13 protein-coding genes are annotated in these 14,494 nt (G+C 66.8%); 6 read left to right on the forward strand and 7 right to left on the reverse strand.

The genetic code is table 11. The features are described from left to right. From gyrA to dnaA, 7 genes are all read right to left on the reverse strand, one after another. On the reverse strand, window positions 1–2,366 hold a 2,366-nt coding region (gyrA, locus tag ACTHL9_RS05085), incomplete at its 3' end, for a DNA gyrase subunit A (protein ID WP_440517764.1). Window positions 2,367–2,400: 34 nt separating this feature from the next. Beyond that, window positions 2,401–4,464, reverse strand: a complete 2,064-nt coding sequence (gene gyrB, locus ACTHL9_RS05090) for a DNA topoisomerase (ATP-hydrolyzing) subunit B (RefSeq protein ID WP_440517765.1) — start codon at window positions 4,462–4,464, stop codon at window positions 2,401–2,403. A 220-nt stretch (window positions 4,465–4,684) separates the two neighbouring features. Continuing rightward, window positions 4,685–5,227, reverse strand: a complete 543-nt coding sequence (locus ACTHL9_RS05095; protein ID WP_440517766.1) for a DUF721 domain-containing protein — start codon at window positions 5,225–5,227, stop codon at window positions 4,685–4,687. After that, window positions 5,227–6,504, reverse strand: coding sequence for a DNA replication/repair protein RecF (recF, locus tag ACTHL9_RS05100; protein ID WP_440517767.1), 1,278 nt, complete (start codon window positions 6,502–6,504; stop codon window positions 5,227–5,229). The genes ACTHL9_RS05095 and recF overlap by 1 nt, the downstream gene beginning before the upstream one ends. 26 nt (window positions 6,505–6,530) lie before the next feature. Then, window positions 6,531–7,415, reverse strand: coding sequence for a phosphogluconate dehydrogenase (NAD(+)-dependent, decarboxylating) (gene gnd, locus ACTHL9_RS05105; protein ID WP_440517768.1), 885 nt, complete (start codon window positions 7,413–7,415; stop codon window positions 6,531–6,533). 67 nt (window positions 7,416–7,482) lie between these two features. Then, window positions 7,483–8,607: a DNA polymerase III subunit beta gene (gene dnaN / locus ACTHL9_RS05110; RefSeq protein WP_440517769.1), complete on the reverse strand. Its 1,125-nt coding sequence runs from the start codon at window positions 8,605–8,607 to the stop codon at window positions 7,483–7,485. A 446-nt stretch (window positions 8,608–9,053) separates the two neighbouring features. After that, window positions 9,054–10,466 (reverse strand): chromosomal replication initiator protein DnaA, encoded by a 1,413-nt coding sequence (dnaA, locus tag ACTHL9_RS05115; protein ID WP_138416898.1) that lies wholly within the window; start codon window positions 10,464–10,466, stop codon window positions 9,054–9,056. Window positions 10,467–10,968: 502 nt separating this feature from the next. Here dnaA and rpmH point away from each other — a divergent pair. The 6 genes from rpmH to rsmG are packed head-to-tail and all read left to right on the forward strand — an operon-like array spanning window position 10,969 to window position 14,204. Next, window positions 10,969–11,106, forward strand: coding sequence for a 50S ribosomal protein L34 (gene rpmH, locus ACTHL9_RS05120; RefSeq protein WP_005268235.1), 138 nt, complete (start codon window positions 10,969–10,971; stop codon window positions 11,104–11,106). A 49-nt stretch (window positions 11,107–11,155) separates the two neighbouring features. Next, window positions 11,156–11,566: a ribonuclease P protein component gene (gene rnpA, locus ACTHL9_RS05125; protein ID WP_440517770.1), complete on the forward strand. Its 411-nt coding sequence runs from the start codon at window positions 11,156–11,158 to the stop codon at window positions 11,564–11,566. Beyond that, entirely contained in the window at window positions 11,566–11,976 is a 411-nt protein-coding gene (gene yidD / locus ACTHL9_RS05130) for a membrane protein insertion efficiency factor YidD (RefSeq protein ID WP_440517771.1), read from the forward strand. The genes rnpA and yidD overlap by 1 nt, the downstream gene beginning before the upstream one ends. An 8-nt stretch (window positions 11,977–11,984) precedes the next feature. Continuing rightward, the gene (yidC, locus tag ACTHL9_RS05135) at window positions 11,985–12,947 is read left to right on the forward strand and encodes a membrane protein insertase YidC (RefSeq protein WP_440517772.1); all 963 of its coding nucleotides are present in this window, start codon (window positions 11,985–11,987) and stop codon (window positions 12,945–12,947) included. Window positions 12,948–12,985: 38 nt separating this feature from the next. Then, window positions 12,986–13,519, forward strand: coding sequence for a Jag family protein (locus ACTHL9_RS05140; protein WP_440517774.1), 534 nt, complete (start codon window positions 12,986–12,988; stop codon window positions 13,517–13,519). 1 nt (window position 13,520) lies between these two features. Next, a complete protein-coding gene (rsmG, locus tag ACTHL9_RS05145) occupies window positions 13,521–14,204 on the forward strand; it encodes a 16S rRNA (guanine(527)-N(7))-methyltransferase RsmG (protein WP_440517773.1) in 684 nt (227 codons plus the stop codon). Window positions 14,205–14,494: the final 290 nt, after the last annotated feature.

A 14,494-nucleotide genomic window follows, 5' to 3' on the forward strand; every position in this document is an offset into this window, starting at 1 on the left:
TCCTCGTCGGTGACGATGAGGGCACCCATGAGGTGCCCGCGGCCCTCTGCGTACTTGCCGACCTTGATGCCGAGGCCGCCGCGGCCCTGCCGGCGGTACTCCTCGACGCTGGAATTCTTGGCGTAGCCGGCCTCGGTGACGATTAAGACGTACGAGCCCTCGGCCACGACGTCCGCCGCGAGCAGCTCGTCGTCGTCACGGAACTTCATGCCGGTCACGCCGCTCGTGGCTCGGCCCATGGGGCGCAGGGCGTCGTCGTCCGCCGTGAAGCGCACCGACTGGCCGTGCCGCGAGACGAGCATGAGGTCGTCGTCCTCGGAGACGATCTGCGCGGAGACGAGCTCGTCGCCGTCGCGCAGGTTGATCGCGATGACGCCGGCGGAGCGGTTGGTGTCGTAGTCCTCGAGGCGGGTCTTCTTCACGAGGCCGGCCTTGGTCGCAAGGACCAGGTACGGCGCCTGCTGGTAGTCCCGCAGGTCCAGGACCTGGGCGATGCGCTCGTCTGGCTGGAACGCGAGCAGGTTCGCCACGTGCTGGCCCTTCGCGTCGCGGCCGCCCTCGGCGAGCTCGTACGCCTTGGCCCGGTACACGCGTCCGAGGTTGGTGAAGAACAGGAGCCAGTGGTGCGTCGTCGTGACGAAGAAGTGCTCCACCACGTCGTCCCCGCGCAGCTGCGCGCCCCGGACGCCCTTGCCGCCGCGGTGCTGCTGGCGGTACTGGTCGCTGCGGGTGCGCTTGACGTACCCGCCGCGGGTGATGGTGACGACCATCTCCTCCTCGGGGATGAGGTCCTCGACGCTCATGTCGCCGTCGAAGCCCGCGAGGATGCGGGTGCGCCGGTCGTCGCCGTGCTTCTCGACGATCCCGGTGAGCTCCTCCGAGATGATCTGCCGCTGGCGGGCCGGATCTGCCAGGATCGCGTTGTACTCGGCGATGAGCGCCTCGAGCTCGTCGTTGCGGTCCTGGATCTTCTGCCGCTCGAGGGCCGCGAGGCGGCGCAGCTGCATGTCGAGGATCGCTCGGGCCTGGATCTCGTCGATGTCGAGGAGTTCCATGAGCCCGTCGCGGGCCTGCTCGACCGTGGGGGAGCGCCGGATGAGGGCGATGACCTCGTCGAGCATGTCGAGCGCCTTGAGCAGGCCGCGGAGGATGTGGATCTCCTCCTCGGCCTTGCGCAGCCGGAAGCGGGTGCGCCGGACGATCACGTCGATCTGGTGGGTGACCCAGTGCCGCACGAACGCGTCGAGCGAGAGGGTGCGCGGGACGCCGTCGACGATCGCGAGCATGTTCGCGGCGAAGTTGTCCTGCAGCTGGGTGTGCTTGTAGAGGTTGTTCAGCACGACCTTCGCCACGGCGTCGCGCTTGAGCACGATCACGAGGCGCTGGCCGGTGCGGCCGGAGGTCTCGTCGCGCAGGTCCGCGATGCCGGAGATCTTGCCGTCCTTGACGAGCTCCGCGATCTTCCTCGCGAGGTTGTCCGGGTTCGCCATGTAGGGCAGCTCGGTGACCACGAGGCACGTGCGGCCCTGGATCTCCTCGACGTTGACCACGGCGCGCATCGTGATGGAGCCGCGCCCGGTCCGGTAGGCGTCCTCGATGCCGCGGCGGCCGAGGATCGTCGCCCCGGTGGGGAAGTCCGGGCCCTTGATGCGCAGCAGGAGCGCCTCGAGGAGCTCCTCGCGGGTCGCCTCGGGGTTCTGCAGGTACCACTGCACGCCGTCCGCGACCTCGCGCAGGTTGTGCGGCGGGATGTTCGTGGCCATGCCGACGGCGATGCCGGAGGACCCGTTGACCAGCAGGTTCGGGAACCGTGCCGGCAGGACCGTGGGCTCCTGGTTCTTGCCGTCGTAGTTGTCCTGGAAGTCGACGGTCTCCTCGTCGATGTCCCGGACCATCTCCATGGCCAGCTGGGCCATCTTGGTCTCGGTGTACCGGGGGGCCGCGGCGCCGTCGTTGCCGGGGGAGCCGAAGTTGCCCTGCCCGAGCGCGAGCGGGTAGCGCATCACCCAGTCCTGGATGAGGCGGACCAGGGCGTCGTAGATCGCCATGTCACCGTGCGGGTGGTACGTGCCCATGACGTCGCCGACCACGCGCGCGCACTTGTTGAAGGCGCGGTCCGGCCGGTAGCCGCCGTCGAACATCGCGTACAGCACGCGGCGGTGGACGGGCTTGAGCCCGTCGCGCACGTCCGGCAGCGCCCGGCCGACGATCACGGCCATCGCGTAGTCGAGGTAGGACCGCTGCATCTCCGTCTGGAGGTCGACCTGCTCGACGCGGTCGCCCTCGGCGGGGCCCTCGGGCACGAAGGCCGTCGGGTCGGTTCCCGGCGTGCCCGCGGTGGGGTCCTCGGGAGTCTCGTCGCTCAAAGATTCTCTCCTCTAATTGCTTTCCGACCCGAGATCAGATGTCCAGGAAGCGGACGTCCTTGGCGTTCTGCTGGATGAAGTGGCGCCGGGACTCGACGTCGTCGCCCATCAGGACGGTGAACGTCTGGTCCGCGGCCGCGGCGTCCTCCATGGTGACCTGCAGGAGCGTGCGCCGGTCCGGGTCCATGGTGGTGTCCCACAGCTCGGTGTAGTCCATCTCGCCGAGGCCCTTGTACCGCTGGATCCCGTTCTCCTTCGGGAGCCGCTGTCCGTTGGCCAGCCCGAGCCGGATGGTCTCGTCACGCTCGCGATCGCTGTACACGTAGTCGTGCGGGTGGTTGGACCACTTGATCCGGTAGAGCGGCGGCTGGGCGAGGTACACGTACCCGTTCTCGATGAGCGGCCGCATGTAGCGGAACAGGAGCGTCATGAGCAGCGTCGTGATGTGCTGGCCGTCCACGTCGGCATCGGCCATGAGCACGATCTTGTGATAGCGCAGCTTCGCGATGTCGAAGTCCTCGCCGATGCCGGTGCCGAAGGCCGTGATCATCGACTGGATCTCGGCGTTGCCGAGCGCCTTGTCCAGGCGCGCGCGCTCCACGTTCAGGATCTTGCCGCGGAGCGGGAGGATCGCCTGGGTCTTCGGATTGCGGCCGCGCTTTGCGGAACCGCCTGCCGAGTCGCCCTCCACGAGGTAGACCTCGCACTCCGACGGATCCTTCGACGAGCAGTCGGACAGCTTGCCCGGCATGCCGAAGGACTCGAGCGGGCTCTTCCGCCGCGCGTTGTCGCGTGCCTTCCGCGCGGCCATGCGGGCCTGCGACGCCTGGATGGCCTTCCGGATCACGTCGCGGGCCGGCCCCGGATTCCGCTCGAACCAGTCACCGAGCTGATCGGTGACCACGCGCTGGACGAAGCCCTTCGCCTCAGAGTTGCCGAGCTTCGTCTTCGTCTGGCCTTCGAACTGCGGTTCCGCGAGCTTGATGCTGATGACCGCGGTCAGGCCCTCGCGGACGTCGTCGCCGCTGAGGTTGTCCTCCTTCTCCTTGAGGATCCCCTTCTCGCGCGCGTAACGGTTCACGAGGGACGTCATCGCGGCGCGGAAGCCCTCCTCGTGCGTGCCGCCCTCGTGGGTGTTGATCGTGTTCGCGTACGTGTGCACCGACTCGGCGTAGGCCGTGGTCCACTGCATCGCTGCCTCGAGCGTCATGCCCCGCTCGCCGTCGGTGCTCTCGAACGCGATGACCTCTTCGTGGATGACCTCGATCTTCTTCGAGGAGTTGAGGTGCTTGACGTAGTCGAGCAGGCCGTCGTCGTACTTGTAGTCGACCGTCCGCGGCTCCGGGGCGTGCTCCGCCTCGTCCGCGAGCTCCTCCTCGTCCACCTGCGTGGCGCGCTCATCCGTCAGGGTGATCCGGAGGCCCTTGTTGAGGAAGGCCATCTGCTGGAAGCGCGCGCGCAGCGTCTCGAAGTCGAAGACCACGCTCTCGAAGATCGAGGGGTCCGGATAGAACGTCTGGATCGTGCCGGTGGCCTCGGTCTCCTCGCCCCGCTCGAGGCTCCCGACCGGGTGGCCGCCGTCGCGGAATGACATCCGCCAGACGTGGCCCTGCCGGCGGACCTCGGTGTCCACGCGGACCGAAAGCGCGTTGACCACCGAGATGCCGACGCCGTGCAGGCCGCCGGAGACGGTGTACCCGCCGCCGCCGAACTTGCCGCCGGCGTGCAGGATGGTCATGACCACTTCGACAGTGGGCTTGCCCTCCGTGGGGTGGATGTCCACGGGGATGCCGCGTCCGTTGTCCTCGACGCGCACTCCGCCGTCCTGCTGCAGGGTGACCTTGATGTGGTCGCAATACCCGGCAAGCGCCTCATCGACCGAGTTGTCCACCACTTCGTAGACCAGGTGGTGAAGGCCGCGGGGTCCGGTCGAACCGATGTACATGCCCGGGCGTTTGCGGACGGCTTCGAGGCCCTCGAGTACGGTGATGCTGCTCGCCCCGTATTCCCTCGGGGCCTGCGCTTCCGGTGTCTGTTCAGGCGTGGGTGCAGCTGCACCGTCCCCGTTCCAGTCGTTCGCTGCGCTCTCGTCAGCCACAGGCAGTCTCTACCCCTCTTCAATCGACAGGCTTATGACTCAATTCTACCGGTTCCCGCGCTCTGGCTTGGACACTCCGGGCCCGCGTGTGCCCGTGGGAAGCCTGCAAGGGCGGTTATGGCGGCTCAACAGGAGGCCGACCAAGGGGCAGTGTGGCTCCCGGCCCGTGAGCGGCCCAGACCGCGGATTCCCGGCTTGGACCTGACATCGTCCGTTGCGGTCAGCCGTAGGTGTCCCGCGGTCCCCGGCCGCGGACGTGCCGGAGGCCCTTGCGCCAGCTCGGCGCCGTGGGGCCGAGCACTTGGAGCGTGCGGACGACGTCGGGCCCCAGCTCGCGCGTGAAGCGGTCCAGGATCGCTGTGCTGAGCAATCGGAGCTGGGTGGCCCAGGCCGTGGAATCGCACCGGACGCGCAGCGTCGTGTCGTCGAAGCTCTCCGGCGTGCAGTGGGCGGCGACCTCGGGGCCCACGAGTTCCGTCCATCGGGCCATGACGGAGCCGACTGCCACGGGGGAGGACCACCCGCGGTCGGCAACCATCCGGCTCACCACGTTCCCGAGTCCCAGCGGGTCGCGGCCGGAATATCCGGGCTCCCGGCGGCGACGCACCTTCCGCTGTTCGCTCGATGCACCCGGCGGAGGAGTGACGAGCGAGCCCTTCGTCCGAGTTCGAATCTCACCCCGGGCCTCCGCCGCCTGACGAACGCGGTTGAGGGCCGCCTGCGCGGCGTCGACCTCTTCAGGGTGATCCGAGGGGCCGGCCATCAGCCCGCCTCGGTCCGGGGCTCGGCCTCAATCCCGTGCTCGGCGGGCTCGTCGAAGGTGTCCGCCGCAACTCCCCCCGGGACCACCTGCACGCGGCGACCCGAGAGCTCTGCGGGGATATCGCCGTCGACCGCCGCGGTGACGATGACCTGCTCTGCCTTGGCGACGATCGAGGCAAGTCTCGTGCGTCGCGCGGTATCGAGTTCGGCGAACACGTCGTCGAGGATGAGGATCGGCTCGTCGCCCTCGACCGTCGAGTCGTCGAGCATCACGTAGTAGGACGCGAGGCGCAATGCCAGCGCGAAGGACCACGTCTCTCCGTGGGAGGCGAATCCCTTCGCCGGGGCGGGGCCCAGCAGCAGCTCGAGTTCGTCCCGGTGGGGGCCCACGAGCGAGAGCCCGCGTTCGAGTTCGCGGGGTCTCGAGGCCGCCAGCGCGGTGAGGAAGCGCTCGGCGATCTCGCTGGCGGCGAGGGTCTCGAGGCCGGCAGCGGACGACGGCGGCACGCTGGCTTCGGCGGTGAGCTCGCCGTCATCGTCCGAGACGAAGCCTTCGATGCTGGAGCGGTAGGCGAGCTGCGCCGCCTTCGAGCCGTCGGTGAGCTGCGCGTAGGCCATGGCGACGTGCGGCCGCAGCCGCTCGACGAGTTCGAGCCGGGCGGCCAGCAGCTCCGCTCCGATCCTGGCGAGCTGCTGGTCCCACACGTCGAGAGTCGACTCGACCGTACCCCCGTGCGCGTCGGGAATCCTGTTCCCGCGCGAGCGCGAGGTGCGGGCCGTCTTGAGGAGGGCGTTGCGCTGCTTGAGGACGCGCTCGTAGTCCGCGCGGGTGCCAGCGTGCCGGGGGATGAGCACCGTCAGGAGCTCGTCGAGGAAACGGCGGCGGCCCGAGGGATCCCCTTTGACGAGCGCGAGATCTTCCGGCGCGAAGAGCACCGTCCGGGCGATTCCCAGCAATTCCCGGGCCCGTCGGGGCGCGCCGCGGTTGACCCGCCCGCGGTTCGCCCGGCCAGGGTTGATCTCGAGCTCCAGCTGCGATCGTTGGACGCCGCGCACGAAGCCTGCCCGCACGATCGCCTGGCTTGCGCCGAACCTTACCAGCGGCGCATCAGACGACACGCGGTGCGAGGACAGCGTCGAGAGGAGCCCGATAGCCTCGACGACGTTCGTCTTGCCGACGCCGTTGGGGCCGACGAGCACCGTGGGACCCGGCTCGAGGGTGAGGTCGAGCTGGGCGTAGCTCCGGAAATCCGTGAGCGAGAGCCGTTCGACGTACACCTGGGGGAGGGTCCTTGGGCCCTTGGCTACTTGGCCGGGCGCGTGGCGTGGCCGCCGAACTGGTGGCGCAGCGCGGACACCATCTTCATGGCGGGGGAGCTGTCCTCGCGGGACTCGAAGCGGGCGAAGAGGGCGGCGGTGATGGCCGGTGCGGGGACGGCGTTGGCGATGGCCTCCTCGACCGTCCAGCGGCCCTCGCCCGAATCCTCGACGTAGTCGTCGATGTTCTCCAGGCCCGGATCCTCCTCGAGTGCCTTGACGAGGAGGTCGAGGAGCCAGGACCGGACGACCGTGCCCTTCTGCCAGGCGCGGAACGTTCCGGGCAGGTCGGTGATGATGTCCTTGGCGGCCAGGAGCTGGTAGCCCTCTGCGTAGGACTGCATGAGGCCGTATTCGATGCCGTTGTGGACCATCTTCGCGTAGTGGCCGGCGCCGATGCCGCCCACGTGGACGAAGCTGTCGGCGCGCTCGCCCTCGGGCCGGAGAGCATCGAAGATCGGCATGGCCATCTTGACGTCCTCCGCGTCGCCGCCGGCCATGAGGCCGTAGCCGTTCTGGAGGCCCCAGACCCCGCCCGAGACACCGCAGTCCACGAAATGGATGCCCTTCTCGGCCAGAGCGGCCGCGTGCCGCTGGTCCTCCGTGAAGCGCGAGTTGCCGCCGTCGATCACGAGGTCGCCCGGCGAGAGCCTGTCGCAGAGCTCCTTGACCACGGCGTCGGTGATCTCGCCGGCGGGAACCATGACCCACACAACCCGGGGCGTGGGCAGCGCCTCGACGAGCTCGTGGATGGAGGCGACGTCGGCGACGTCAGGGTTGCGGTCGTAGCCCGTCACTTCGAGGCCTGCGCGCCGTGCGCGCTCCCGCATGTTGAAGCCCATCTTGCCGAGGCCGATCAATCCGAAATGCATGATGTTCCTTTCGACGACACAGCGCGGGCTCGCGTCCGCCGGACCTAGAGGCCCAGATGGACACACATCAGTTGGGGAGGCGCACGGGCATGACGAGGTAGCGATAGTTGTCCTCGTCGTCGCCCTCGAGTTCCCTCTGCGCGGTGAGCATCGCAGGCTTGGGCGCGCTCGTGAATGAGAAGCGCACGTAGGGTGCTTCGATGACGCTCAGGCCCTCGATCAAGTAGTGCGGGTTGAAGGCCACGGTGATGTCCTCGCCCGTGAGCTGGGCCTCGAGTTCTTCCGAGGCCTGGGCGTCTTCGCCGGTGCCGGCGTCGAGGGCCACGAGGCCCTCGGAGAAGGCCAAGCGGACGGGTGTGTTCCGTTCTGCCACGAGCGACACGCGGCGAACGGCCTCGACGAGCTCCTGGGTGGAGACGATCGCATGGATCGGGGTGCTCTCCGGGAACAGCGAACGGATCTTGGGGTAGTCCCCGTCCACGAGGAGGGACGTCGTGGTGCGGCCGGCGCTCTCGAATCCGATGAGCCGAGAGTCGTCTTCGGCCAGGGCGATGCTGAGCTCCCCCGAGCCCCCGAGCGTCTTGGCGACTTCATTGAGGGTCTTGGCCTTGACGAGGGCGCTCGTGGAGACCGACGAGGCGGCGGGCTTCCACGGAATCTCGCGTAGGGCGAGGCGATAGCGGTCGGTGGCCAGAAGGGTGATCAGGTCGTCCTCGAATTCCATCCGCACACCCGTGAGGATGGGGAGGGTGTCGTCCTTGCTGGCGGCAATGATGACCTGGGCAACGCCTTTGGCGAAGGCATCTCCGGAGACGGCGCCGGTGATGGCGGGAAGTTCGGGGAGAGGGGGGTATTCACCCTCGGGCATGGTTGCGAGGTGGAACGAGCTTCGACGGCAGGTCAGGGTGACCTTCGAGCCGTCGGTCTCGACGTCGACGGGTGCAGCCGGAAGACTTCGGCAGATGTCCGCGAGGAGGCGGCCCGAAACGAGGATGATGCCTTCTGCGCTGATTTCCGCGGGGATCTCGAGGCGGGCTGATGTCTCGTAGTCGAAGCTGCTGAGGCTGACCACGCCATCGTGCGCCCTGAGCAGGAGACCGGAGAGGACGGGGACCGGAGGTCGGGGTGAGAGGGACCGTGCCGCCCAGCTCACTGCCTCGGTGAGGACATCCCGTTCGACTCGGAACTTCACGGAAGGATTCCCGCCTTTCAACGACTTGTGCGGCCCGGCGCGCACTGAGCACAGCTTAGCCGCATCTTCCGGGGCCGGTTCAACGCGTACCGGTGCTGAAGGGGGTCTGTTGGGGGTTTGGAAGGGAGGGCGCGTGGGGTCGCAAGGTTCCTGTTGTCTGGTGAATCTCAGAATTCTTGGGATTCGTGGTGTTAATAACTGTTGTGGAAACTGTGGAAAACGGCCTCCAGGCCTGATCCGTCGCGGAAGTTGGCTGTTCACGGACTGTTGACGCCGTGCGGATGAGCTCAGGGGTGGCTGTGGACTGTCAGATTCTTGTCATTCGTGCTCTCCACAGACCTGGGGAGGGTTTTAAGCCCATGCCGGGCGGATGTGCACTTAACCGCCCACAGGGTTTTCCACAGCACGCTGTTAATAAGGAATGACAAGAAAGCTCGCGCCCGAACTCACAGGCCTCGCTGGGCCTGCTTGATCTTGTTGGTGAGCTCGGTGACCTGGTTGAAGATCACGCGCCGTTCGGCCATCAGCTCGCGGATCTTCCGGTCGGCGTGGATGACTGTCGTGTGGTCGCGGCCGCCGAGGACCTGGCCGATCTTCGGGAGCGACATGTCCGTCAGTTCGCGGCACAGATACATGGCGATCTGCCGAGCGGTCACGAGCGTCCGCGTCCGAGACTTGCTGTTGAGCTCCTCGACCGTGAGCTTGAAGTACCCGGCCGTCTCCTGGAGGATCTGGTCCGCGGTGATCTCGAGAGCCGAGTCGTCCGTGATGAGGTCCTTGAGCACCATCTCGGCGAGAGCCACGTCGACGGGCTGCTTGTTGAGGCTCGCGAACGCCGTCACGCGGATGAGGGCACCCTCGAGCTCGCGGATGTTGGTGGCGATGCGGGAAGCGATGTACTCGAGCACGTCGTCCGGCGCATAGAGCCCCTCGCTGTTCGCCTTCTTGCGGAGGATGGCGATCCGAGTCTCGAGGTCCGGCGGCTGGATGTCCGTGAGGAGGCCCCACTCGAAGCGGGACTTCATGCGGTCCTCGAAGCCATGGAGCGCCTTCGGCGGCTGGTCCGAGGTGATCACGACCTGCTTGTTGCTGTTGTGCAGGGCGTTGAACGTGTGGAAGAACTCCTCCATCGTTCCGGTTCGGCCCGCCAGAAACTGGATGTCATCGATGAGCAGCAGGTCGACGTTGCGGTAGGTCGCCTTGAAGCTCGTGCCCTCGTCGTCGCGGATCGAGTTGATGAAGTCGTTGGTGAACTCCTCCGAGTTCACGTACCGGACCCGGATGCCGTTGTAGAGCCTGCGGGCGTAATGCCCGATCGCGTGCAGCAGGTGCGTCTTGCCGAGCCCCGAGTCGCCATAGATGAACAGCGGGTTGTAGGCCTTGGCCGGCGCCTCGGCAACGGCGACCGCAGCCGCGTGGGCGAAGCGGTTCGACGCACCGATCACGAAGGTGTCGAACGTGTACTTGGGGTTGAGGCGCCCGAATTCCTGGGAAGTGCTGGGCGGAGTCGGCGCGGGGCGGAGATCGGGGACGATCTCTGGCCGCTTGACCGGTTCGAAGACTTCTTCCCGGACCGGCACCATCTCGGTGTCCACGTCGATGGCGCAGCGCACGTCATCGGAGAAGACCTGGCGGAGGGCCGTGTCGAGCGGTTCCTTCAGCTGGGACTGGAGAACCTCGCGCGTCAGCTCGTTCGGTACCGCGACGAGGAGGGTCGAGCCGATCAGCCCCTGGGCCTGAGCGAGCACGACGAAGCCCCGCTGCCGGGGCGTAACCCGATCGTCCTCCTCCAGCAGGCGTACGACGCGCCGCCACGAGCTGCCAACAGTGTTGGCCTCGTTGGCTTCCTCAGTCCCCATATCCCCTTCTCGCCGTCTGTGCCAGTCAATAAGGCACCCACAGTTTGTCCACACGGCTGTCCACATGTGCGGCGGGGGTGCATTGAGCAAGCCTAGAGGACGGAGAAACCAGATGAGAACTGGGAAAGGGGCGGGGATGAATTACACTGATGAAGTTCGCCTCGCCATCCGCGTCACCTCGCTGTCCACAGGTCTCACGTGGAGTTCACCACAGGTGGGGATAGTGGAACCGGGGGCCGTTCTGGCATGAGCCAGATGGTCCTCGGCACCTCGGCCGTCGGCATCTCGGTTTGACTGACGCCTCCCAACTGCCCTAACGTCGTTAAGTCCTTTGTGTCTGCCTACTGTCCTGTCGCATGCCCACGAACGCCGCACCAGCTTCCTGCTGGATCACGGCGAACGGCATGAGGCGCGGCGGGGCCGCAGGCACCGCCTATACAGCGTCCGCCAGAGCCACCAGCGCCCCCTGGGCAGACGCCCCGGAACCACTGGAGTGACAACCGTGAGCAAGCGGACTTTTCAGCCGAACAACCGCCGTCGTGCCAAGAAGCACGGCTTCCGTCTGCGCATGCGCACCCGTGCCGGCCGCGCCATCCTCGCTGCCCGCCGTTCCAAGGGCCGCTCAGAGCTCTCGGCCTGAGTTCGGGCCCAGCCCGGCCCCCTCGATGACGCAGCGATAAGGTCGCGGGATGCTTCCCGTCCAGAACCGGCTGCGCACGAGCGCCGATTTCTCGCATACCGTACGTTCCGGCGTCCGCCAAGGGCGCCGGAACGTCGTGCTGTATGCGGCCGTTTCGGACGAGGGCAAGGCATCCCGCTTCGGCTTCATCGTGTCAAAAGCGGTGGGGAACGCAGTGGTCCGCAACCTCGTTAAGAGGAGGCTGAGGGAAGCCGGAGCAGAGACCTTGCGGGACAGGCCAACGGGCCTCGACGTCGTGGTGCGCGCGTTGCCGCCCGCGGCCTCTGCGGATTGGGCTTCCCTCCGCGGCGACTACGCCTCCGCTCTTCGCGGGGCGCTCCGCCGGCTTGTGCCGGCGATAGAAGGCAGGCCTGTATCGGACGGCGGGCCCACATCGGATAGCGGAACGGAGGTTGGCTGATGGCTGCGGTGAGCAACGCCGCCGGCGGGCATGATCCCGCGAACCCGGCGGCCGCCGTCGGACGTTTCGTGTGGGATATCCCGCGAAAGCTGCTGATTGCGCTCCTCACTGCGTATCGCGCGGTCATCTCGCCCGCCTATGGCCAGGTCTGCCGGTTCTTTCCGTCCTGCTCTGCCTACGCGCTCGAAGCCGTCACAGTCCACGGGGCTGTGCGAGGATCGTACTTGGCGGTTCGCCGGCTCGCGCGCTGCCACCCCTGGAATTCCGGAGGGCTTGATCCGGTGCCCGATGGGCATCGGCACTGGCCCGAAGGCCGCACGCCGCGGATCGTGGTGCTCAACCACCCGGACCGCTACTGGAGGGATGAGCCGGAACCCGGCGACCCCGCCAGTGACGACACGAGGAAATAGGGAAATTCATGGACCCGTTAAGCGCCGTACTGCTGCCATTCGAGTGGTTGGTCTCCGCCGTGATGGTGGCCTTCCACGAGGCGCTGTCGTTCCTGGGGCTCCCGCCCGGGAGCGGCTGGACGTGGACCTTCTCCATCATCGGCCTCGTCATCGTGATCCGGGCCGCCCTGATCCCGGTCTTCGTGAAGCAGATCAAGGCTCAGCGAGGCATGCAGCTCCTCCAGCCTGACCTCCAGAAGCTTCAGGCCAAGTACAAGGGCAAGACCGACCAGCTCTCGCGCCAGGCCATGGCCCAGGAACAGATGGCCCTGTACAAGAAGCACGGGACCAATCCATTCTCGGCCTGCCTGCCCATGCTGATCCAGATGCCGTTCTTCTTCGGCCTCTTCCGGGTCCTTTCCGGCATCAGCGGCGCCGCCGCGAACAACTCGGGCATCGGCGCGATGACCACGGACCAGGTCAACCAGTTCCACAACTCGAGCATCATCAGCGCCCCGCTTTCGGCCTCGCTGCTGCATGGCGGCGGTGGAAACCCAGTGGTGGTCGCGATCCTGACGATCTTCATGATCGTCGCCATGACCGCGTCGCAGTTCATCACGCAGAAGCAGATCATGGCGAAGAACATGAGCGAGACCGCCATGCAGAGCCCCTTCATGCGCCAGCAGAAGATCCTGCTCTACATCCTGCCGCTCGTCTTCGGCATCGGCGGCATCAACTTCCCCATCGGCGTCCTGATCTACTGGACGGTGAGCAACCTCTGGACGATGGGCCAGCAGTTCTACGTGATCCGCCGCATGCCCGCCCCCGGATCGCCCGCGGCGAAGGCTCTCAACGAGCGGCGTGCCGCGCGAGGCCTCGCGCCAATCGACGTGACCACTGGGAAGGCCATGAAGGCCGAGGACATTCCCGCACCCATTGAGCCCAAGGGCCAACGCCAGCAGCCGCAGCGCAAGAACCGGAGGAAGAAGTGACCCCTGCCGAGACCACTGCCGAGAGCGGGACCGAGGACATGGACATCGAAGCCAACGATTCTGCCGCAGAGGAGACCGCGGGCGACGAGGAGAGCGAGACTCCTCTGAACAAGCTTGAGGAGGAGGGCGACGTTGCTGCCGACTACCTCGAGGAGCTCCTCGACATCGCTGATATCGACGGCGATATCGACATCGAGGTCCGGGGTGGCCGCACCTACCTCTCCGTGATTGGGGACGAGGAGGCCCAGGGCCTTGATGCGCTCGTCGGCGAGGGCGGCGAGGTGCTCGAGGCGCTTCAGGAGCTCACCCGGCTTGCCGTCCTGTCGCAGACCGGGACCCGCTCCCGCCTTGTGCTCGACGTGAACGGCTATCGCAAGGACCGCTCGAAGTACCTGCATTCGCTGGCCCAAGATGCTGTGGAGAAGGTCAAGTCCGGCGGGGCTCCGATCCATCTCGCACCCATGAGCTCCTATGAGCGCAAGATCGTGCACGATGCGGTGGCCGATCTCGGCTTCGTGAGCGAGTCGGAGGGCGAGGGCGCCAAGCGCCACATCGTCGTCTCCACCGATTGAGATGACCGAGGATCAGGGAGCGCTGGGCGAGGCGGAGTACGACGGCGGACTGCCGGAGTTGGGCGGGGCGGAGCTCGCCGCGGCCGAAAAGCTGTTCGGCGATCGCCTGGAGCTGGCTCGGCGCTATGTCGACCATCTCGCGACCTCCGGCCTCGAACGGGGGCTCATCGGTCCGCGTGAGGTGCCTCGGCTCTGGAGCCGGCATGTGTTGAACTGCGCCGTCATCGAATCCGAATTCGCTCGTGAGGCGACAGTTGCCGACGTCGGAAGCGGTGCCGGTCTGCCCGGGCTTTGCCTCGCCCTCGCTCGCCCGGATCTGACACTTGTGCTCATCGAGCCTCTTGAGCGTCGCGTGATCTGGCTCGAAGAGGTCGTCGACGACCTTGGGCTCACGAACGTGCGAATCCTGCGGACGCGCGCCGAGCAGGCGGTCGAATTGGTGAACGCAGACTATGTCACGGCTCGTGCAGTCTCGGCCCTGTCGAAGCTGGTGCCGATCACGTTGCCTCTGCTCGGGGGTGCGGGCAGCCTAGTCGCGATCAAGGGACGCAGCGCGGCAGAGGAAGTTGAGAAGGCCGCGAAGGCCATCAAGAAGTACAAGGGCCACAGCGCGGAGGTGCGCGTCCTTGGGGAGGGCCTTTTGGAGGAGCCGACAACCGTTGTACGGATTGCGGTAGGACCCTAGGCGTTTCCGGGCCGGGAGAGGCCTACCCGCTAGGCTAGAGTGAGGAAATCGACGCGAACCGAGAGTGAGTGAACAGTGACCAGTGAAGAGTCATCGGCTCAGCGGATCCCGCCTTTCGTTTCGCTGGGACCCGCGCGCTCGACGACCGTCACCTCTGGCCCGACTACTCAACCCCGGCCGGGTGGTTGTTGTTTTTGACGTGTAAAAAAGACACGCGCATCACCCTCTCGCGCGATTTTTTGCTAGAGTGCCCATGGTAGCCAACACCCCCCCCAGACGCACAGCCGGGG

This window comes from Sinomonas sp. (genome assembly GCF_051955515.1).
Lineage (GTDB): Bacteria > Actinomycetota > Actinomycetes > Actinomycetales > Micrococcaceae > Sinomonas.